At 64.6% G+C, this 20,909-nt stretch carries 21 protein-coding genes; 14 read left to right on the top strand and 7 right to left on the bottom strand.

What is annotated here, in order from left to right:
- Positions 1 to 3: 3 nt before the first annotated feature.
- The 3 genes from trpD to H567_RS0100695 are packed head-to-tail and all read right to left on the bottom strand — an operon-like array spanning position 4 to position 3,158.
- A complete protein-coding gene (gene trpD, locus H567_RS0100705) occupies positions 4 to 1,083 on the bottom strand; it encodes an anthranilate phosphoribosyltransferase (RefSeq protein ID WP_028319916.1) in 1,080 nt (359 codons plus the stop codon).
- The gene (locus H567_RS0100700; protein ID WP_028319915.1) at positions 1,076 to 1,660 is read right to left on the bottom strand and encodes an anthranilate synthase component II; all 585 of its coding nucleotides are present in this window, start codon (positions 1,658 to 1,660) and stop codon (positions 1,076 to 1,078) included. Before H567_RS0100700 ends, trpD begins: the two co-directional genes overlap by 8 nt.
- On the bottom strand, positions 1,641 to 3,158 hold the full coding sequence (locus H567_RS0100695) for an anthranilate synthase component I family protein (RefSeq protein ID WP_028319914.1): 1,518 nt from the start codon (positions 3,156 to 3,158) through the stop codon (positions 1,641 to 1,643). The genes H567_RS0100700 and H567_RS0100695 overlap by 20 nt, the downstream gene beginning before the upstream one ends.
- A gap of 640 nt (positions 3,159 to 3,798) precedes the next feature.
- On the opposite strand from H567_RS0100695, the gene H567_RS22310 reads away from it, so the two are divergent.
- From H567_RS22310 to H567_RS0100630, 13 genes are all read left to right on the top strand, one after another.
- Entirely contained in the window at positions 3,799 to 4,392 is a 594-nt protein-coding gene (locus H567_RS22310) for a shikimate kinase (protein ID WP_051184350.1), read from the top strand.
- Entirely contained in the window at positions 4,382 to 5,482 is a 1,101-nt protein-coding gene (aroC, locus tag H567_RS0100685; RefSeq protein ID WP_028319913.1) for a chorismate synthase, read from the top strand. Before H567_RS22310 ends, aroC begins: the two co-directional genes overlap by 11 nt.
- A 3-nt stretch (positions 5,483 to 5,485) precedes the next feature.
- Complete coding sequence (locus tag H567_RS22305) at positions 5,486 to 5,668, top strand: hypothetical protein (protein ID WP_035252958.1); 183 nt, start codon at positions 5,486 to 5,488, stop codon at positions 5,666 to 5,668.
- Positions 5,669 to 5,791: 123 nt separating this feature from the next.
- Complete coding sequence (locus H567_RS0100675) at positions 5,792 to 6,229, top strand: response regulator (protein ID WP_153305997.1); 438 nt, start codon at positions 5,792 to 5,794, stop codon at positions 6,227 to 6,229.
- On the top strand, positions 6,226 to 6,783 hold the full coding sequence (locus H567_RS0100670) for a hypothetical protein (protein WP_028319911.1): 558 nt from the start codon (positions 6,226 to 6,228) through the stop codon (positions 6,781 to 6,783). The genes H567_RS0100675 and H567_RS0100670 overlap by 4 nt, the downstream gene beginning before the upstream one ends.
- Before the next feature lie 155 nt (positions 6,784 to 6,938).
- Entirely contained in the window at positions 6,939 to 7,793 is an 855-nt protein-coding gene (locus tag H567_RS22300; RefSeq protein ID WP_084516694.1) for a 2-amino-3,7-dideoxy-D-threo-hept-6-ulosonate synthase, read from the top strand.
- The gene (gene pheA / locus H567_RS0100660) at positions 7,756 to 8,856 is read left to right on the top strand and encodes a prephenate dehydratase (protein ID WP_051184348.1); all 1,101 of its coding nucleotides are present in this window, start codon (positions 7,756 to 7,758) and stop codon (positions 8,854 to 8,856) included. Before H567_RS22300 ends, pheA begins: the two co-directional genes overlap by 38 nt.
- Positions 8,847 to 9,653 carry a prephenate dehydrogenase/arogenate dehydrogenase family protein gene (locus H567_RS22295; protein ID WP_051184347.1) on the top strand — a complete coding sequence of 269 codons (807 nt, stop codon included), beginning with the start codon at positions 8,847 to 8,849 and terminating at the stop codon, positions 9,651 to 9,653. Before pheA ends, H567_RS22295 begins: the two co-directional genes overlap by 10 nt.
- Positions 9,650 to 10,645 (top strand): 3-dehydroquinate synthase II, encoded by a 996-nt coding sequence (locus tag H567_RS0100650; RefSeq protein ID WP_028319909.1) that lies wholly within the window; start codon positions 9,650 to 9,652, stop codon positions 10,643 to 10,645. Before H567_RS22295 ends, H567_RS0100650 begins: the two co-directional genes overlap by 4 nt.
- Positions 10,646 to 10,897: 252 nt before the next feature.
- Positions 10,898 to 11,572, top strand: a complete 675-nt coding sequence (gene aroD, locus H567_RS26800) for a type I 3-dehydroquinate dehydratase (RefSeq protein WP_051184346.1) — start codon at positions 10,898 to 10,900, stop codon at positions 11,570 to 11,572.
- Positions 11,563 to 12,378 carry a shikimate dehydrogenase gene (locus H567_RS0100640; RefSeq protein WP_028319908.1) on the top strand — a complete coding sequence of 272 codons (816 nt, stop codon included), beginning with the start codon at positions 11,563 to 11,565 and terminating at the stop codon, positions 12,376 to 12,378. The genes aroD and H567_RS0100640 overlap by 10 nt, the downstream gene beginning before the upstream one ends.
- Complete coding sequence (gene aroA / locus H567_RS0100635) at positions 12,375 to 13,640, top strand: 3-phosphoshikimate 1-carboxyvinyltransferase (protein ID WP_028319907.1); 1,266 nt, start codon at positions 12,375 to 12,377, stop codon at positions 13,638 to 13,640. Before H567_RS0100640 ends, aroA begins: the two co-directional genes overlap by 4 nt.
- Positions 13,641 to 14,081: 441 nt before the next feature.
- Entirely contained in the window at positions 14,082 to 14,912 is an 831-nt protein-coding gene (locus H567_RS0100630) for a 2-amino-3,7-dideoxy-D-threo-hept-6-ulosonate synthase (RefSeq protein ID WP_028319906.1), read from the top strand.
- Positions 14,913 to 15,172: 260 nt separating this feature from the next.
- Here the strand turns inward: H567_RS0100630 and H567_RS0100625 are convergent, their stop codons facing one another.
- Genes H567_RS0100625 through H567_RS0100615 form a run of 3 tightly spaced genes read right to left on the bottom strand, consistent with a single transcriptional unit; the run spans position 15,173 to position 17,749 of the window.
- On the bottom strand, positions 15,173 to 15,967 hold the full coding sequence (locus H567_RS0100625) for an ABC transporter permease (RefSeq protein ID WP_028319905.1): 795 nt from the start codon (positions 15,965 to 15,967) through the stop codon (positions 15,173 to 15,175).
- Entirely contained in the window at positions 15,964 to 16,638 is a 675-nt protein-coding gene (locus H567_RS22285) for an ABC transporter ATP-binding protein (protein WP_035252952.1), read from the bottom strand. Before H567_RS22285 ends, H567_RS0100625 begins: the two co-directional genes overlap by 4 nt.
- Positions 16,610 to 17,749, bottom strand: coding sequence for a glycoside hydrolase 5 family protein (locus H567_RS0100615; protein ID WP_028319904.1), 1,140 nt, complete (start codon positions 17,747 to 17,749; stop codon positions 16,610 to 16,612). Before H567_RS0100615 ends, H567_RS22285 begins: the two co-directional genes overlap by 29 nt.
- A gap of 461 nt (positions 17,750 to 18,210) precedes the next feature.
- Here H567_RS0100615 and H567_RS0100605 point away from each other — a divergent pair, with 461 nt between their 5' ends.
- Positions 18,211 to 19,536, top strand: a complete 1,326-nt coding sequence (locus tag H567_RS0100605; RefSeq protein WP_028319902.1) for a BPG-independent phosphoglycerate mutase family protein — start codon at positions 18,211 to 18,213, stop codon at positions 19,534 to 19,536.
- An 81-nt stretch (positions 19,537 to 19,617) separates the two neighbouring features.
- Here the strand turns inward: H567_RS0100605 and H567_RS0100600 are convergent, their stop codons facing one another.
- A complete protein-coding gene (locus H567_RS0100600) occupies positions 19,618 to 20,568 on the bottom strand; it encodes a class I SAM-dependent methyltransferase (protein WP_028319901.1) in 951 nt (316 codons plus the stop codon).
- Between the last annotated feature and the right edge of the window lie 341 nt (positions 20,569 to 20,909).

The following is a 20,909-nucleotide window of genomic DNA, read 5'->3' as shown; positions in this document are numbered from 1 at the left end:
GTCCTACAGTTCCTTGCGTACGAATGGATGGCACCCCTGGGTGAAGCTCACCAGCTGATCGAGCTTCTCCCGGGCCTTGCCCGAATCGATCGACGCCTGCGCCCGCTCGATGCCCGTTCTGAAATCTTCGTCGAGCGAGGCGGCCATAAAGGCGGCGGCGGCGTTCAGGAGAACCATGTCCCTCCTGGGCCCTTTTTCCCCTTCGAGGATCGCGCGGACGATCTCCGCGTTTTCCCGGGCCGTGCCGCCCATGATGGCCTCCGGGATCGAGCGCTGCAAACCGAAATCCTCCGGCGTCATGTCGAAGGCACGGATCTTCCCGCCCTTCAGGTGCGCCACGTGGGTCACCCCGCAGATGCTGATCTCGTCGTAGGTGCCCTCACCACAGACTACGAAGGCCTCCCGGCTCTGCAGGTTGTCGAGCACCTGAGCGATCTTCGTCGTCAGGGAGGGATCGTACACCCCGAGCACCTGGACGGATGCCCCGGCCGGATTGGTGAGAGGGCCGAGCAGGTTGAAGATGGTCCGGATCCCGATTTCCCGGCGCGGGCCCGCGGCGTATTTCATCGCCCCGTGGTAGAGGGGCGCATAGAGAAACCCGATTCCCACCGTCTCGATACAGCGCTCCACGTCCGTGCTGGTCAGATCCAGTTTCACGCCGAGGTTTTCGAGGACATCGGCGCTCCCGCAAAGGCTTGAAACGGCTCGGTTCCCGTGCTTGGCGACCCTCACACCGGCACCGGCCGCGACGAAGGCGGTGGCGGTGGAAACGTTGAAGGTCCGGGTGCCGTCGCCGCCCGTGCCGCAGGTATCCAAAATGGTCTCGTCCTCGATGTTGATCTCGTCCCGGTCGATATTGACCAGGTGGTTGTTGAGGCGCACTTTCAACGCGCGTTTGCGCATAGCCACGGCGGCGCCTGTAATCTCCTCCACGGTCTCTCCTTTCAGCCGCAGCGCAACGGCAAATGCGCCGATCTGCGCGGGAGTCGCCTCCCCGCTCATCACTTCATCCATCGCCTGCTCCATCTCGTCGATGGACAGGTTTTCACCCTTGACCACTTTGGCAATCGCTTCCTTAATCATCGTTCCGTCCTCCGTTGTTGCGCAAAAAATTGTCGATAATCCTGCACCCGGCCGCCGTCATAATGGACTCCGGGTGAAACTGAATCCCTTCGCATCGGTACTCGCGGTGTCTGAGCCCCATGATCTCCCCTTCCTCGGTCCACGCACTGACCTCCAAGGTCTCCGGCAGGCTTTCCCTCCTCACCAGCAGCGAATGATAACGCGCTGCGGGAAAAGGCGCGGGGAGGCCTCGATACAACGAGCGACCGTCGTGAAACACCGGGGAGGTCTTCCCGTGCATCATGCGGCCGGCCCGCACGACCTCCCCTCCGAAGGCCGCCGCGATCGCCTGATGGCCGAGGCAGATGCCGAGGACGGGCACCCGGGGGCCAAGCCCCCGGATGAGCTCCACGCAGATCCCCGCCCCTTCGGGGCTCCCCGGCCCGGGGGAAATCAGCACCGCCTCCGGCGCAAGCCCTTCGACCGCCTCCGGAGTCACCGCATCATTGCGGTAGACCGCCACCTCCCGGCCCATCCCTTCGATCATCTGAACCAGGTTGTACGTAAACGAATCGTAGTTATCGATCAGCACCAGCATCCTTCATCGCCTCCTCGACCGCGCGGAAGAGGGCTGCGGCCTTCTTGAGTGTTTCTTCATATTCGGCCGCGGGGTTCGAATCGGCTACGATCCCGGCCCCTGCCTGAATGGACAACCTTCCTCGGGCTGCAACCAGCGTCCGGATCGTAATGCAGAAATCCGCCTCCCCGCCGAAACCGAACCAACCCACCGCCCCGGCGTAGGGCCCGCGCGGGGTGCCCTCCAGCTCCTGAATGATCTCCATCGCCCGGATCTTCGGCGCCCCGCTCACCGTGCCCGCCGGAAAGGCCGACATGAAGGCGTCGAAGCAGTCCCTCCCGGATTTCAGACGGCCTTCGACGCGCGAGACGAGGTGCATCACGTGGGAGTAGCGCTCCACCTTCATGAACATGGGCACCGTCACCGAACGCGCCGCGGCGACGCGCCCGACATCGTTGCGGCCCAGATCGACGAGCATCACGTGCTCGGCCCGTTCCTTCGGGTCCTCCAGGAGTTCCCGCTCGAGCCGCCCGTCCTCCTCCGCATCGGCGCCCCGTGGGCGCGTCCCGGCAATCGGGCAGACCTCGAGCCGCCCGTCCTGGATCCGGACGAGCATCTCCGGCGAAGCACCGATCATCTGCAGCGCACCGAAGTCCAGGTAGAACATGTAGGGCGAGGGGTTGATCCGCCTCAAGGCCCGGTAGAGCGGAAACGGGTCGCCCTCGATGCCCGCCGAAAACCGCTGCGAAAGGACGATCTGGATCGCATCGCCGGCGCAGATCTTCTCCTGGGCGAGGCGAACGCGCTGCATGAATCCCTCCCGCCCCACATGGGGCGAAAATTTCCCCACCCTGAGGCCGGCAGGGGTCGCGCCGGCATCCGGTCCGCCCTGCAGCAGATCGAGAATGCTTCGCAGGACTGCGCGGGCCTCTTCCAGACTGTGCAAGACCGGACCGCCGGACTCCTCTTGCACGAAGGCCAGCGCACGCATCCTGCGCTCGAAATGATCGAAGACGACCATGCCGCCGGCGGCGATGAAGACCCCCTCAGGGACTGAGGGGTCGAACGCCCCGTGCGCGGGCAGGCGCTCCCAGGTCCTGACCAGGTCATAACTGCAGGTGCCCACCATCCCCCCGGCGGCCAGCGGGCCGAAGGCGGAGGACTGCAGGCCGGTCTCGTACCCCGCCACGATTTCACGCAGTCCCTCGATCGGGCTGCCGCACAGCACCGTTGATCGCCCGTCGCCGCTGGTCGTTACTTCCATGCGGTCTCCGAACGCCCGGCAGGTGACCAAAGGCCTGAAGCCGATGTAGCTGTAACGCCCCCAGGGCGATGCCCCTGTGCCCTCTGCCGGGTTGGTGTCAGCGCTTTCGAGCAGATAGGAATGACCCGGAAAGCGTTCGCGGATCCTTGCGTAAACCGCCACGGGATCCCTGCCTTCGGATGGAAGATCCACCTGCAGGGGGACAAGTCTGACTCTTCGCTTCTGTGAAAAGGATGCTTCAAGGGGCATGCTCATCGTTCCGTCGTTTCCTCCGAAAAGAAAAGGCCGCGGGTTCGACCCGCGGCCTTTTCTTTTCGGACAGTACACAAAAAAACCGCAGGTCCCCTGGGAGGGGCCTGCGGTCGTTGCTCTTTTAGATCATATCAGCCGGCGCAGCTCACCTCCCTGTCAGGTGAGCCACCACCAGTTCCGTGCGCTCATAGCGAGCGATCTATGATCGTCCATTCGTTTCATGATGTCCTAGCGTACGGACAAGCCCGGCGGCTTGTCAAGAAAAAAATCGCACCGGAAGGTCGAATCACCCCGCCTAATCAAACTTCCCTTCGACACCTCAACATTTTGCTTGACAAGCGCCGCCGCCATCTCCTACAAAGAAGGAAAATCATTCTGTGGATTGAACGATGACCTTGACCGCTATCGACATTCAGACCGTTTCAGCCCGCTATTACGTCGGCGCCTATCTCTATTTTTGGGGTTGGAGTCCGCCCATGGGCTGAAATGTTCTCGACCAGGCATCTCAAACCGTGGGCACCTCTCAGGACCCGCGGTTTTTTTTTGCAGTCAACCGGATAGAACCTTCGAGGCAGCCCGAGACCATCGAGGCCGCTTCGTCATCCCAAGGAGGCGTGGCCCGCCAATCGGCCGCACGAACGTGATGAACATCGTCCTGATCGGCTATCGCTGCAGCGGAAAATCGACCATCGGCTCTCTTCTGGCCGAAAGGCTGAATAGGCCTTTCTTCGATACGGACCGCGCGATCGAAGACCGCATGGAACGATCCATCCAGGATTTCATCGCGATGGCCGGCTGGGCTTCCTTCAGAAACGCTGAAAGACGGACGATCCAGGGCCTGGCCGGGATGGACGATCTGGTGATCGCCACGGGCGGAGGCGTTGTCCTCGACCCCCAAAACATCTCCGATCTGAGGGCGAATGGTTGGGTGGTCTGGCTCAAGGCGGACGCAGCCGCCATCCGCCGCCGGATGCAGCAGGACCCTGATGCAGCCATCTGCCGGCCCCCGCTGGCCGGCGGCGATGCCTGCAGCGAGATCGAGCGGGTCCTGGAGGCGAGGACGGCACTCTATGAAAGCGCCTGCGACTGTGCCCTCGATGCGACCTCCAGGAGCCCGCAGGCCATTGCCGATGAAATCCTTGCCCTCCTGCCCTGGAACCGACAGGCCGGGGAAACTCTTCCGGGGCGGTCGGACCTCCCGGAACCTGTGGAAAAAGGTAGCCGCCATGCCAGGTAACACCTTCGGACAAGCGCTGAGAATAACCACCTTCGGAGAGTCCCACGGCCCGGCCGTGGGGGCCGTGGTCGACGGCTGCCCTCCGGGTCTCGCGCTTTCGGAAACGGATTTTCTGGAGGCCATGGCGAGGCGGCGCCCGGGAACACGGCCCTTTGACAGCCCCCGCAGCGAAAAAGATCAGGTCATCCTCCTCTCCGGAGTCTTCGAAGATCGAACAACCGGCACACCGATCACGCTCCTGATCCACAACCAGGACGCCGACAGCCGGCCCTACGAGCAGCTCCGTCACATTTTCCGCCCCGGGCACGCCGACATCTCCTATCACATGAAGTACGGCCACAGGGATCACCGGGGCGGCGGCCGGGCATCGGCCCGCGAAACGGCGGCCCGGGTCGCCGCGGGCGTGATCGCCGGAAAAATCCTGCACCCTGCCGGGGTCTCCGTACAGGGCTACACCGTTGAACTTGCCGGGGTCCAAGCGGGGAAAGGCGACATCCAAAACGCCGCCGGGAATCCTTTCCGCTGTGCCGACCCCGAGGCCGCGGCTCGAATGGCCGAGGCCCTCGAGGCCATTCGGGCAACCGGGGATTCAGCGGGGGGCATCATCGAGGTTTTGATCACGGGCTGCCCGCCGGGCCTGGGAGAGCCCGTTTTCGACAAACTGGACGCCGACCTCGCCAAGGCTGTGATGTCCGTCGGCGCGGTCAAGGGGGTGGAGATCGGCGCGGGGTTCGAGTCCGCCCGCTTGAGGGGGTCCGAGAACAACGATCCGATCATGCCGGAAGCCTTCGCCTCGAATCACGCCGGCGGGATCCTCGGCGGGGTGTCGACGGGAGCGGATATCGTCCTTCGGGCGGCCGTCAAACCGATCCCGTCCATCGGGATGGAGCAGCAGACCATCGACCGTAACGGAAAACCCTTCCGCCTGAAGCTGTCGGGGAGGCACGACACCACCGCCGTTTCCCGGATCGTCCCGGTCCTCGAGGCGATGGTCCTGCTCGTCCTGGCCGACCATTACCTGCGGGCGCGGGCACAGATGACGGGTCCTTTTCAGAACAATCTCCAACGCGGTTTCTTCGAGAAAGGCTAGAGCATGACGTCTTCAACGCACACGGGACAGCACACGGCTTTGAAAGGCATGCCCCGCCGCCGTGAAACGGAAGAGAGAATCGGACCGGTCTTGGCCCCTTCCGGCATGGCGCCTTTTGTCAACCGCGGGGCTCAGGACGGCTTTTATTTTTACTACTGGTGGACCGGTCCGCCCATGCGCCTTTGAGCTTTGAACCGCAAGGAGGCCGTGGGTGGAAAGATCCCCCACGGCTTTTTTTTGCACCAACGGGAGTCCGTTGCCGGGGCCCCGGCCCGCAGGCAAACCATCGCACACAAAGGGAGGCAGTTTATGAACAGGATTCTTCTGGTAGGAGATGAACGACCAGTCCGCATTCTTCTGAAGGACCTCCTGATCGAAGAGGGGTACGATGTCTTGGGGTGTCAGGAGCCGGCAGGCCTCGACCGGTTGATCGAACAGAACGGGCCGGACCTCCTTGTCTGGCATATCAGCCCCCGTTATGCCGAAGGGCTCTACTGGCTGCAGCGCATCAGAGGGAACCACCCCCGGCTGCCGGCGATCCTCTTCACGGACCAGCCGTGGCTGGACCTCCCGCCCCGGTGGGTCTCGGCCCACAATTACCTGGTGGGAAGCCTGAACCTCGGGAAACTCAAACGCACTGTCAAGCGCGTCCTTTGCAACCGGGGGCGGGAAGGGCGGCTTCCATGCACGGCCTTATCGGCTTCCGATGCGCTCGCATCTAAGCATACGGGGGCTTTTTCAAAATGATTTCCAGGGACGCTCAACTCTTCGAACCGGCCACGGAGGCGCGCTTTCACAGGAGCCTGCAGGAAAGCGGTGGCAGCAAGCCGGCGGCAGGCTGCCCAAAGGCCCCCGAGACCGGCGGCGGAACCGAGGGGAAAGCCCTCCAGGGGAACCGGAATAACGAGTCGGCGCGCCGCATGGTCGGGATATCCACCCTATCCGCAATCGGGAGGGAACCATTTATGGGCAACCGTTTTCACATCATGATTCATCGAAACAGCGAAAATCTGCATCTCAGGCTGGAGGGGGATTTCGACAAGGGCTCCGCCTGCGAATTGCTTCATACCCTTCAGAGCCTCGGCTGCGGTTCGCAGCAGATTTTCATCCATACAACCTGCCTCGGGCATGTCGACCCCATCGGGAGGGAACTTTTTCTGCGCCATCTGAGCGACCTGAACACGCGGTCGCTGAATCTGCGCTTCACAGGGGAGTACGCCGCGCAAATAGCCCCTCAAAGGACCGCCCATTCCGACGGAAATGCATCGTACGGCACAGGCGGGTTTTCAATCGGGAAATGAGGAGTTTTCGGTTCACGGGCGGCGTCTGCCCAATGTCATCCCTGCGGGACGGGTCCCGGTTTCTGGATGACGGCTGAAGACGCCCCCCTAGGGAAAAACAACATAACCGTTTTGAATCCAAACAAGATTGTCTTAAAATCCGAAGGAGGGAACGTATCATGATCGGCAAAGCAATCAGAATGGAAAGAATCATGGACCGCCAGACCGGCAAGACCGTCATCGTCCCGATGGACCACGGCGTCACAGCCGGGCCCATCCTGGGCATCACCAATATGAAGGAGGCCATGCGCCAGGTGGCGGCCGGCGGCGCCAACGCCGTTGTGGAGCATAAGGGCATGGTGGCCCGCGGACATCGCCGGAGCGGCCCGGACATGGGACTGATCGTACACCTGTCGGCAAGCACCTCTCTTTCCCCGCACCCCAATGCCAAGACCCTGGTCTGTACGGTCGAAGAGGCCATAAAACTCGGCGCCGACGCCGTCTCGATCCACGTCAACATCGGCAACGGGTACGAAAAGGAGATGCTGGCCGACTTCGGCAAGGTCGCCCTGAGCGCTGCGGAATGGGGCATGCCGCTCCTCGCCATGATCTACCCGCGCGGGGAGAAGGTGAAGGACGAATACGACCCGGCGGTCATCAAGCATGCCGCCCGCCTCGGGGCCGAACTGGGCGCGGACATGGTCAAGGTCAGCTACACCGGCAGTCCGGAGACCTTCCGGGAGGTGGTGGAAGGATGCCACGTCCCCGTCATCATCGCAGGGGGGCCCAAGATGGGCTCGGACCGGGCCATCCTCGAGATGGTCAGGGGAGCCATCGATGCCGGGGCCGCAGGCACCTCCATCGGCCGGAACGTCTTCCAGCACCAGAACCCCACCCGCATCGTGCGGGCCCTTTCCATGATCGTCCATGAAGGCGCCGACGTGGAAAAGGCGCTCGATTTCCTGAATCACCCAGAGAAGACGGATAGTGAAAATGAACCACTCGGACTCAAACTGGCAAGAGTTTCATAAACGGCGAAGCGAAATCGACGGCATCGACGAGGCGATCCTGAAGCTCCTCGCGAGGCGCCAGACCGTCTCGCGCGCCATCGGAAACGCGAAGAAGGAGCTCGAGCTGCCCATTATGGACCCGGGGCGCGAGGGGCATGTGCTCAGGCGGCTGGTGGAGATCGGCGGGGAGGAGATCGCCCCCGACGCCATCCGCCGGGTGTTTCGGGAGATCATCTCCGCCTGCCGCTCCGTGCAGGAGGATATGACCATCGCCTACCTGGGGCCGCCGGGCACCTTCTCCCACCAGGCGGCCATCGCCTTTTTCGGCCAGGCCCCCGCCTTCCAGCCCGTGGACACCCTGGATGACGTCTTCGCCGCCGTGGAAAAAGACGTCTGCCAGGATGGCGTGGTGCCGATCGAAAACGCCTATGAAGGCGCCGTCAGCCGCACCCTGGACCTCCTCTACCGGTCCCCGCTCCGAATCCAGGGCGAAACCTTCCTGCGCATCCGGCACCACCTCCTCAGCCGGTGCAGCACGCTCTCGGAGGTCCGCTGCGTCTACTCGCACCCCATGGCCCTGGCACAGTGCCGAGGGTGGCTCAGAAGCAACCTGCCGGGCGTGCCATGCCGCGAGACTTCCAGCACCGCCGCCGCGGCCCGGCTTGCGTCCGAAGAAGCGGGGGCGGCGGCCGTGGGCGGACAATTCGCAGCGATGCATCTGGACCTTTCGATGCTCGTCCAGGACATCCAGGACTATGCCGACAATGTGACGCGGTTCCTCGCCATCGGCAAGCGGGAAAACCGCCCGAGCGGTCATGACAAGACCTCGGTCCTTTTTTCCCTCCGCCATCGCCCGGGGTCCCTGTACGAAGTCCTCGAACCCCTGGCACGAAACGGGATCAACATGACCCGCATCGAGTCGCGGCCCATGAAGACCAAAACCTGGGAATACCTCTTCTTCGCCGACCTGGAAGGGCATGAAAGAGAGACCCCCCTGAGGGAGGCGCTTCCGGTGATGGACGAGCGATGCGCCTTCCTGAAGCGCCTCGGTTCCTATCCGAAAGGCGGTGAGCCGTGGAGCTGACAGCGCCCCTCGTGGGGATCGTCGGCGGAAATGGGCGGATGGGCTCCTGGTTCAAACACTTCTTCGAACAGCAGGGCCTGAGGGTTCTGACCGCCGGACCCGGAGACGACCCCTCTCCCGCGGATCTGGCGCGGCGCTGCGACGTCGTGGTCCTCTCGGTCCCCATCGCGGCCACGCTGCCCGTCATCCGGGAACTGGCGCCGCTGGTGCGGACGGAGGCGCTGCTGATGGATCTCACATCGGTCAAGGCTGAGCCGGTCCATGCCATGCTTGCCTGGGGAGCCTGCCAGGTGGTCGGCGCCCACCCGCTTTTCGGCCCGGAAGCCCGCCCCGCGGATGCCCTCCGGATGGTCCTTTGTCCCGGCCGGGGAGAGGACGGTCTGGGCTGGCTGCAGACAGTGCTGCGGGCGGGAGGCATCCAGCCGTGCCTCATGCCTCCCGAAGACCACGACCGGCGGATGGGGGTGATCCAGGGGCTGCTGCATTTTACGACGCTGGTCCTGGCCCGGTGCCTCGCCGGCTCCGGGTTTGCTGCAGAGGAGCTGGAGGCCTGCGCCACCCCCAACTTCCAACAGGCTGTGGGACGTATCAGGGGCCTGCTGGCGCAGCCTTCCGATCTGTTCGAGGGACTCTTGATGGCTAATCCCCATGCGGGGCCCTGCATGGATGCCTACATCCAGGCGGCGGAGCAGCTGCGGGAAGAAATCCGAGGCCTTGACAGAGTGGCATTCAACCGGCAATTCGACATGCTGCGGGGTTGTTTCGATCCGCAGGCCAAACAGGGAGAGAGCGGATGAAAGAGATCTGGGTCAAGGTGGACCCCTGGGACAAGACCCTGGTAACCACGGCCCTCGAGAGCGGGGCCGCGGCGGTGGTGGTGCCGAAGGAGTACACCCCCCGGGTCAAAGAGCTCGGACGCATCAAGACCGTCTCGGAGGACGGGGACCTCCGCTGGGGCGAAGACGTGGTCACCATGGAGATCACCTCGGCGGACGACCAGGAACGGATCGTGGACGCGGCGGCTGGAAAACGCGTGATCGTGCGGACATCGGACTGGCATGTCATTCCGCTCGAAAACCTCGTGGCCCGGACCCCCAATCTCTTCGCCGAGGTGGACGGGATCGAGAGCGCCAGGCTGGCCGCCGGGATCCTCGAAAAAGGGATGGACGGACTGCTGATCACCTGCCGGGACACGGCCGAGGTGCGGAGCATCATTCAGGAGATCCAGGGGATGAGCCAGACTTTGCCCCTGTCCGGGTTCACCGTCACCGGGGTTCGCCACCTCGGCATGGGGGACCGGGTGTGCGTCGACACGTGCTCCATGATGGGGGCCGGCGACGGGATCCTCGTCGGCAACAGCCACCGCGCCCTCTTCCTGGTGCATGCCGAAAGCCTCGAGAACCCCTATGTGGCGCCGCGCCCCTTTCGCGTCAACGCCGGGGCGGTGCACGCCTACGTCCGGGTTCCCGGCGGCCGGACCCGCTATCTTTCCGAGCTCAAGGCCGGCGACGAGGTGCTGGGAGTCCACGCCGACGGACGCACCGAAAACCTCGTGGTGGGGCGGGCCAAGGTCGAAAAGCGCCCCCTCCTCCTGGTGGAGGCGGAGGACCCCGATGGGCATACGGCCGGCATCATCCTGCAGAACGCTGAGACGATCCGGCTCGTGACACCGGAAGGCGGGGCCGTTTCGGTGGTGCACCTGCAGCCCGGCGACCAGGTGTTGGGCTTCACGGAGACCGGCGGACGGCATTTCGGACACCGGATCGAAGAAACCATCACCGAACGCTGAAGCGCGGACGGGGCCGTCCACCCCGAGCGAGATGCCCAGAGTGTTTTGTCCCGCCAAGCCGTCGAACACTATGCCTGATGGGATGATGCACCGTGAAGGGCCTCATGCGCCCCTGCAGGATCAAGATGGCCAGGGCGGTCATCGGAAGGCGTGATCGCAGGGGCGCGCTGATCGGGAAACCGCTTTCCCGATCGCTCGAATTTCAGATCCAGATTCCAGATGTGCAGACACATCGCCCAGGAGGAGCCGGAAGTGATCGGAGTACCCATTACGGCGCGCGGCACGGATGAGGCCGTCGCCAAAATGCAGCAGGCATCGAACGAGGCCGATCTCCTCGAAATCCGCCTCGACGGTATGGAACAGATCGATATGGAGCGGCTTTTGGCTGCAGCCCCTCTGCCGGTCATCGCCACCTACCGGTCGCGCCGGCAGGGGGGGCTCGGCACGCTGGACAACCGCGCGCGATCCGAGGTCCTGATCACCGCAGCCGAAGCAGGGGCATCCTACATCGATGTGGAATACAGCCTCCCCCTGGAGGTCAGGGAAGAACTCTTCGATCGGTGCCGGCCGGGGCGGATCATCCTCTCCCACCATCACCCGAACGGGACCCCGGAGCCGGCGGAGCTTTCACGCCGCCTCCGGAACATGGCGGACAGCGGCGCCGACATCATCAAGATCGTAACGCGGGCGAACCGGCCGGAAGACAACCTCACCGTGCTCGGGCTGATCCCTCGAGCGCGCGACCTCGGGGTGGACATCATCGCCTTCTGCATGGGGCCGGTCGGACGCCTGAGCCGGATCGCCTGTGTGCCGATGGGCGGCTTTCTGACCTTCGCCGCGTTCGAAAAGGGCGAGGAATCAGCCGACGGACAGATGACCGTCGCCGAGACGAAGGCACTCCAGGAGACCCTGGCCCTATGCGAATAGACCAGCATACCGTCCTTTACGCCGTGATCGGCCACCCCCTCGGCCACACGCTGAGCCCCGTCATGCACAATCGGGCCTTCGAGGCGACGGGGGAGAATGCCGTTTACATGGCCTTTGAAACCGATCGCCTGGCGGACGCCGTCAACGGCATGCGGGCCCTCGGGATCCGCGGCTGCAGCGTCACCCTTCCCTTCAAGACAGCGGTGATGCCCCTCCTCGACGACATCGACCCCCTCGCCCGGGCGATCGGCGCAGTGAACACCATCGTGAACCGGGGCGGCCGGCTCGCAGGCTACAACACCGATGCGGCCGGAGCCCTGGCCGCCGTGCGCGAGGTCATGGAACCCTCCGGACGCCGTGTGGTCATCCTCGGGGCAGGCGGAGCCGCACGCGCAGCGGGCTTCGCCTTTAAGGAGGCCGGGGCCTCCCTCACCATCGCCAACCGGACACCCGAAAGAGGTAAAGAACTGGCGCGCGCCTTGAACGCGTCCTTCGCACCGATCGACGGCCTCCGGGGCCTCCCCGTGGACCTCCTGATCCAGGCCACGCCGGTCGGGATGCACCCCCGCCAGGACCGTTGCCCCCTCGACGAGGCGCTCATCCAGGCCCCGGTGGTCATGGATATGATCTACAACCCGAGGGAAACGCGTCTGCTCGGAGTCGCCCGTCGAAAAGGCGCCGCGGTCATCCCCGGCCTGCGGATGTTCATCCATCAGGGCGCCGCGCAATTCCGGCTGTGGACCGGCAAAGAACCCCCCCTCGAGGCGATGGAAGCAGCCGTCCTGCAGGCCCTGGAGCACCCATGAAAACGATCGAACCCAAGCGGACCGTCAACGCCGCCCTGGACCTCCCGGGCTCCAAGAGCATGACCCATCGGGCCCTGATCACGGCCGCCCTCGCCGAAGGGCCGAGCCTGATCGAGGCGCCGCTTTTCTCCGAAGATACCCGCTACACCCTCGACGCCCTCCGATTCATGGGCGCCTCGGTTCAACCCAGCGGGGACGACCTGGCCGTCGCCGGAATCAACGGCGGCGTCGCGCTTCCCTCACCGGAGGCGACCCTCTTCCTCGGCAATTCCGGGACATCCATGCGCCTGCTGCTTTCCGTGGCCGCGCTCGGCCATGGACGTCTCACCCTCGACGGCTCCGAGCGCATGCGGGAGCGCCCTCTCGCCCCCCTCGTAGAAGCGCTCCGGGCGCTTGGAGCCGCCATCTCTTACGCCGGGAGGCCCGGCTGCCCCCCCGTCCGGCTCGAGGCCCGCGGCCTCGACGGCGGAACAGTGAAGATCCCCGCCGCCGAAAGCAGCCAGTACCTTTCCTCGCTGCTCCTCGCCGCCCCGTATGCCCGCGACACCGTCGAAATCGAAGCGGTCGGGCCGCTTCTGTCCCGGCCCTACGTGGACATGACCCGCTTCGTCATGGAGGCGTTCGGCGTCCGGGTCGAGTCTTCCGGCCCGCAGTCCTTTCTCGTCCCGAAAGAGAGGCGTTATCACGGCCGGCGTTTCAGAATCGAGGCGGACCTGTCGAGCGCCTCCTATTTCTGGGCCGCCGCCGCCGTCACCGGGGGGTCCGTGACCATCCGCAACGTCCGGCCCTTCGAGACCTGCCAGGGGGATGTCGGCTTTCTGGATCTGCTCGAGGCCATGGGATGCGCCGTCCTGAAGGAGCCGGATGCCGTGACCGTCCAGGGCGGGCCGCTCGAGGGGATCGAAGCGGATATGAACGGCATGCCGGACATGGTGCCGACCCTGGCGGCGGTCGCCCCCTTTGCAGAGGGAAGAACAACGATCCGCAATGTCCCCCACCTCCGCTTCAAGGAGAGCGACCGCCTTCGATCCGTCACCCGGGCATGGCGTCGCCTAGGCGCCCAGGTCCGGGAGCTGCCCGACGGCCTCGAAATCGACGGAGGAAAATCGCTCACCGGCGCCGTCGTAGACCCCGAAAACGACCATCGGCTCGCGATGAGCCTCGCGGTCATCGGTCTTCGCACCCCTGGCGTGCGCATCCTGAACGAGGACTGCGTCCAAAAATCCTTTCCGGGCTTCTGGACCCTCTTTGACGCTCTTTAGATGGTCCCGGGCAGCCTCCCGAACAGGCGGCCGCCCGTCAGGGGCCCGCAGCGGCTCGCCTAATCTTACCGGGTCATAGCGCCTCCCTCGTCCCGGTAGAACAGGAAACTGTCGCAATCATAGCGGAAAGAGGTTTCCCCGGTGCTCACCGGGTCATTCTGGATGGAGTAAGCGGCGGAACCGCGGGCCGGGGTTCGTCAACCGATTCGTTGTCAGCGGGCTCGGGCTGTCGCGCTTGGCTTCACCCTTGAAGGAGCGTCTTTCCCGAATCTCGCTTCAAGATCCCGCCACTCACCGCACGAACCGAAAGGCGGTGCTTGTCATCCTCGCAGGAGGTGATTATAATCAGGTCCTGTCAAAATCGGCAGGGCGAAACGGTCTTGTTTCAAGCGCTTGCGGCCTGCCTCCCACGATGAGCATTTTGCCGGCGGTGAAGACGTCATGAACGGAAAACAAACCAGGCTCAGAAGAATCCTCCATCCAGGCTCCCGAAGAACCGTCATCGTTCCGCTCGATCATGGATATACCATGGGGCCCATCACCGGGATCGCCGAGATTGAAAAGGCCGCGTTGGCCGCCGCCCAAGGCGGCGCATCGGCCGTCATCCTCCACAAAGGGTCCGCTGGCCGATGCGCCGCGAATCTTCCTCCCCAAATCAGCCTTATCGTTCATCTTTCCGGGAGTACCCATTGCGGCGTCGATCCGCAGAGAAAGATCCTCGTCTGCTCCGTTGAAGAGGCCGTCAGCCTCGGGGCGGACGCCGTCTCGGTGCACGTCAACATCGGCGGCGCTCACGAAGCCGATATGCTGCACGATTTCGCCTATATATCCGCAGAGGCCCGACGGTGGGGCATGCCCCTTCTTGCCATGCTGTATCCGGAAAGCTCGCTGAGCGGCGCCGTCGACCGTGCGCAGCTGATCGCCCACGCCGCGCGTCTGGGGGCCGAGCTGGGGGCGGACCTGGTCAAAATACCGTACACCGGGGATCCCGAATCCTTCCGCCAGGTCACCGGGGGGTGCGGGGTGCCTGTCGTCGTGGCCGGGGGGCCCAAGATGGGGTCGTCCGGTGCGGTGCTCAGCATGGTCGCGGAGGCGATGGACGCCGGCGCAGCCGGGACCGCATTGGGGCGGAACGTCTTTCAGCACGCACAGCCCGAGCGGATGGTCGCCGCCATCGCCATGCTCGTGCACCAGAACCGCTCCGTCGAAGAGGCCCTCAGACGCCTCGAGACCCCGCTCGAACTCACACCGAAGCGGGGTCGCGTCCCGTGAAGATTCCCCGGGGGTCTCGACAACCAACCACCTGTTTTTGCTGATTCTTTATCAAAAACGACCTGTCCCATCCCCTGCGCCCGGCCGCTTCTTTTCCAGGGGCTTTTCCGCCCTCGACTGCTCATGCCGCCGACCAAGCGCTGCATCGGCATTCCGCCGGCGTGACGGCGGAGCGACGGCACGGGTCACGTGCCACGTGAAACATCCGGCCGCCACCTACGGCCTCCCTTTTGGAAACCCGACCGGAATGGGAGGGCGAATCACCCGCCCTTCGGGCGCAGCAGCAGCTGCTGCGCCGCCCCGAAGCAGAGTCTGCGCACCAGCATCAGCACGAGGAACGCCCCGATGGCCGTGGATCCGACGATCATCAGCATCACCACGATCTGATAGCGGATGGCTGTCAGGGGATCGGCCCCGGCCAGGATCTGGCCCGTCATCATCCCCGGGATGAAGACCACGCCGGCCGCCATCATGGAGTTGATGGAAGGGATCATCCCGGCCTTTATCGCGTTTCTGAGGATCTCCCGGCTGGCCTCGCGGTAGTCGGCCCCGAGGCAGAGCATCATCTCCACCTCCCGTCTCCGCCCGCGAAGATCGCTCAGGAGACGCTCGAGCGACACGGCAACCGCGTTCATGGAGTTCCCGATCACCATGCCCCCGAGCGGGATGAAGACCTGCGCCCGCCACCAGGGCGTGGCGCCGACGACCACGCCGCTCACCAGATAGGAAATGATCCAGTAGCTGAACAGCATGGAGAGGAAGGTCGGCCAGAAGAGCGCGATCTGTTTTTCACGGGCCCGCGCCCGGATGGTCCAGGCCGCAAAAAGGATCATGAAAACGAAGACCGCCGTCACCAGCCAAATGTCCTGCGCATTGAAGACGAACTTGAGGACATACCCCAGCAGGAAAAGCTGCGCGAAGGTCCTGACCGCTCCCAGCAGCAGATCGCGCTCGAGCCCGAGTCCGTGCAGAAAGGACACCGCACCCGCCCCCAGGATAAAGACACATCCCAGGGCCAACTGAAACAGCGATATGTCAGGAACGGCTGCGGTCATGCGCCCTCCCTCCATTGTCCGTTCAACAGGGTCACCCGGACCGGTTCGACGATCCGCGGCTCGAACCGGCGATGGCTCACCATGACGACGGTCATCCCCGCCTCCCGGCAGAGCCGCTCCGTCTCATCTTCCACAATCCGCGCGCTTCGTTCGTCCAAGGCGCTCGTCGGCTCATCCAACAGAAGCACCTCGGGCGCGAGCAGGAGGCCCCGCACGAAGCACAAACGCTGGAGCTGGCCCACGGACAGGGCCTCGGCAGGCGCCTCCAGCTGCACCCCTTCCGGGAGAAACCGGTCCAGACGAGCCCGCAGCTCCTGGTCGGAAGGTCGGACCAGGCCCTGGTTGTGCCGGAAGGAAAAGGGGAGCAGGAGGTTTTCCTGTACACTGCCCACGACAACGGCCGGCGTCTGCTGAATGAAGAGGACGGACCGTCGCAGGACGGGTGGGGGGAAATCCTTCAAAGGACGCCCCTTGAAGCGGATCGTTCCCGCGGAAGGCTCCTCGAGCCGGTTGATGAGGCGCAGGAACGTCGATTTCCCGGACCCGGAAGGTCCTCCGATCAGATAGAACGCCCCCTGGAGAAGGGAAAGAGAAAGCCCTTCGAAGAGGGGACGCTCCCGTAAAAAGGAGAACGACACGTCTTCAAAGCGGATGACGACGGACCCGGTCATCTCGAAAATGCCCCCACAGCCGCTGTAAATGCTTCGTTGGATCGGTCAGGTACTCCTTCCGGGACAGGTCGATGAAGCTGAAGGGCTCGCCCGCCTCGCCCCCACGCTTCACCGTGTCGAGCCAGGCGGGGACCCAGGCCTTCGGCTCCATGCCCGCATCGAGGAGTCCCACCCGGTCGAGCCCCGGACTGAGAACCCAGGGCGGCCTTTGCCGCAGGACGGGTTCGGGGTCCGCCAGGCTGGCGCGGCTGACAGCGGCGACGCCGCTCGTGGCCAGGGTCTGTGCCGCCTCCGCGCCTTCCTCGGCACCTGGAGAGCGGGCGGGGACCCGATAGCCGATCTCGATTTCGACGGGCCGGTCGAAAAGCCAGCGTGCCATGATGCCGAGATATCCTGCGGCCAGGTTTTCGGTAAAGAAATCCTGAACGGGGCCCACGGCCTCCGGAGGGTGCTCCATGCCCCCCAGCCGTAGTCCATCCACTTCCTTCGCGAGCCCACGGACGATCTGCGGATCGATCAACTCGCTCCACCCTACGCCCAGATAGACCACCGCGCCTGAACCTTTTTCACGGATCTCCCCCAGATAGGACCGCAGCATCCAATCGGCGACCTGCGCGCTCGGTCTATTCCACTCGAGGGCCCGATCCATCAAAAGCCACCCGCCGAGCGCCGGATGACCGCTCAAAGCGCCCACGCACTCACGGAAGACCCGGATGCGCTTTTCCAGGACCGCCGGGTCCGCCCACCAGTCATAGGGCCGGAGATGCCGCACCTTGCCATCCACAAATATCGGGGGCGCTCCTGCGGCCTTCCAGCCCGAGACAAGATAGGGCGCCCCCCACGCAAGCCCCAGCAGGCGACCGGCCGGAGCCGTCAGCATGGCTCCGAGCCCCTTTTTCTCCATCCGATCGAGGGCCGCCACCAGGCCGTCGAGATAGGCCGTGACCGCCCGCGGGGCCCGTAAGAGCGCCTCTTCCAGCACAGGCAGGTACAGCCTTTCGAGCCCGAGGTCCGCAGCGATTCCCGACGCCGTCTCAATCCGCGACGGCTCAGGCGCCTCGAGGCCGTCCAGGCCCCGCACCGGGCAGATGTAGGTTGCCGTCAACTCCATTCTTTCCTCCCGTTGTGACCGGCCTCAGGCGCCCGCGCTCCCGAGGCACGCTCAGCCGCGGTTCTCGGTGCTGCGCCAGCCCCAGGCGCCCGGCGCAGTTCTCCGCTCGCCAAGAGTGCGCACCCTTCCGTCCCCTTTTCCCGGCAACGAAAATCTTGTGCAGCCGGCCCTTGTCCGTTATACTCCGGCACCGCATCCGGCTTTCGGCCGGCTATCCGCAAGCCCTTTCCCGATGCGTTCGGCCGCGCATCTTCCGTGGAATCCCTGGGACGCCGCCCCCGTCCGGAAACAAGATTTTCTTTTAATTCAGTGGAAATCCGTAGTTCCGGACAAACACGGCCTGCACTTCGCCGCGAAGGCAAAGCGGCCGTTTAGCATCGGGATCGGCAAACAAGCCCCTTTCCGGATAAGCAACCTGGTCGTGCCAAATCATCATTTCCGGATGGAAACGAGGTGACACCATGAAAATCGTACTCGTCCTGCTGGACGGCCTCGGGGATCGGTCCTACCCGTCCCTTCAGGACAGGACGCCGCTTCAGGCCGCCCAGACACCGAATCTCGACCGGCTCGCCGCCCTCGGGAGCAATGGACTCTTCCACGCCTCCTGCCCGGGGGAATGCCTCCCCAGCGAGATCGCGCACCACCTGATCTTCGGTTATGCAAGAGAGGCCTTTCCCGGCCGGGGGCTTCTCGAAGGGGTGGGGGCGTCGGTGCCTTTCCAGGACCAGGACGTGCTTTGTCTCGCCCATCTCTCCCATGTCCGCCTCGTAGATGGGATCCCGATCCTCACGGTTTCGCACAAAACCATCGACCTGGACCCGGAGGAGCGGAATGCCCTGTACGCGGCCCTGTCGCCATACGAATCCGGCCCCATCCGGATCGAGCTGCACCGGACGTACGGGAACAACGGCATCCTGGTCCTCAAGGGCCCCGTGTCCCCCTTCGTGTCGGATTCGGACCCGATGCTGCGGGGCTGCAGCATGGCCCGCATCCACCCGCTCGCGGACAACCCGGAGCCCGAACGCGCCGAGCGCACGGCGCGGGCCCTGAACGACTACCTCCGTCACTGCCACGCCGTGTTATCCCGGCATCCGATCAACCGCGGCCGCCTCGCCAGCGGCCGCGCCCCTGCCAATTTTCTGGCCACGCAGCGTTCCGGCCGGCGCATCCGGCAGGAGCCTTTTCCCCAAAAGTGGGGGATGACCGCCCGCCTGATCGGCTCGGGCGCGGTTTTTGCGGGCCTGGCCCACGAACTCGGCCTCGATTTCACCCCCGAGAAGGACACCGCCGCCCCCGGCGAGGATCTGCGGAGGCGGGTCCGCATGGCCCTCGACGACGGCTTTCATGATTTCATCCACGTGCACACGAAGGCCCCCGACGAGGCCGCCCACAGGGGGGACCCCCTCGCAAAGAAGCGGATCATTCAAGACCTCGACGGGGCCCTCTCCGAGGCCCTCGACGCCGTCACCACCCGTGGCGATCTCCTGCTAGCCGTGACGGCGGATCATTCGACGCCCTGCGAATCCCGTCTCATCCATTCCGGGGAACCGGTGCCTGTGGCCCTTGCCGGACAAGGGGTGCGCCGGGACGCGGTGGTCCGCTTCGATGAAATCAGCGCCGCAGCCGGCTGCCTCGGTTTTCTGCGCGGCGGCGAACTCCTGCTCACCCTTCTCAACTACGCCGACCGATCGGCCCTCGTGAGCCACTGCCTCGGGCCGGCCAGGCGGCCCTTTTTCCCGACGGACTACGCCCCGTTCGACATCGGGAATCCTCCGGCTGCAGACTGACCGGGGCCTCTCCCGCACCCATCCTTTTCCGGATGACATCGGGGTCAAGCCGCCGGCGGGTCGGCCGCCGATGGGGACCTTCTATCGCTTCGCCTTGACGGTCCTGCTCCGGATCGTTTCGAAGTGATTCTCGTGGTTGCGGATGCGCCACCAGACATCCGCCGGCCGCTCGATCCGCCAGGGCCTCAGTTCCTGTCCGTCCCCACGCAGAAGGGCGCATACGTTTTCCAGACCCCTTCCGGCGAAACGGCCGCTTTCCGTCCCGCCCAGCCAGTCGCTTTCCTTTGCGACGTCGGTCGACCAGGAGAAGGGATCGGAAAAGAGCCACTCCGCCTGCGCGGCCCTGGCCACCCGATCCATCTCGCGAAGGTGGTCCAGCGGCTTCGGCATCTTGTCGACCAGGTTGAGGGACGCGAGCCCCGCAAAGACATCAGAACGAAAGGGAAGGCGCGCGGCATCGGCCACCAGGAACTCCACCCGCTCCGGCTTCCACTCCGCCGGCAGATGGAATGCCCTCTGCTCACACAATCGCCCCTCCAGGGGAAGGTCGAAGGTGATCGACCGGGTGTGCATCAGCCGGCGAGCGGTCTTGACGAACCTGTAAGACAGGTCGACCCCCACCGAAAAATCGAAACGACCGCTCATGGCGAAGGCGAGCCTCCCCACGGCGCATCCGGCATCCAGAAAAAGGCCCTCCGCGCCGCTCAGCATCCCCCCCCACGCTGCATAGGCCGTCGGCTCGGCCGTCTCTTCGAGCAGGTCCAGGTAATGGCTCCACAGGTAGGCAGCCACGGCCGCAGCGCTTTCGTAGCGGGCCTCCGCCTGGACCGAGCGCTCGACCGCTGCGCCTCCATCCGGCACCAGGAGGGCGATTCCCTCCAATACGGCATAGCGCGCACCGCACCCAGGGCAAAACAGGTCCCCGTCGACCACTTCGCCTTCCAGACCCCGCTCCCGCGCCTCCAGGGTAAGCGGCCTCTCCTCCGGCAGGCATCCCGGGCAAATCAGAATATCCAGCATCCGGGTCTTCATCGGCCTTCCCTCATCGAAAGAACCCCATCGAAAATGGGGGCGATTCTTACCACCCTCCGGGTGCTCAGTCCCGCCGCTGCGGGGCGGATCCCGTTTTTTTCACACCCTTCGGGCGCTCAACCTCAGCGCTCGATCAAACCGAAGCGGGCCTGATAGCTGCGTTCGCATCGACCCGGGCCGCACAAAAAGAACAGGGGAAGACCTTTTGCGATCTTCCCCTGTTCGATACATCATCCAAAAAGGTTTATGCCGGGGCATGGCATGACGGCGCGTGACATGCCGGGGAATGGCAGGCGGGCGCATGACATGCGGGCGCATGACAAGCCGGAGCGTGGCAGGCG

Source organism: Desulfatiglans anilini DSM 4660, from assembly GCF_000422285.1.
In the GTDB taxonomy this organism is placed as follows: domain Bacteria; phylum Desulfobacterota; class DSM-4660; order Desulfatiglandales; family Desulfatiglandaceae; genus Desulfatiglans; species Desulfatiglans anilini.
The sequence above is the reverse complement of the archived record's forward strand: the minus strand, read 5'-3'. Positions and strand labels throughout refer to the sequence as shown.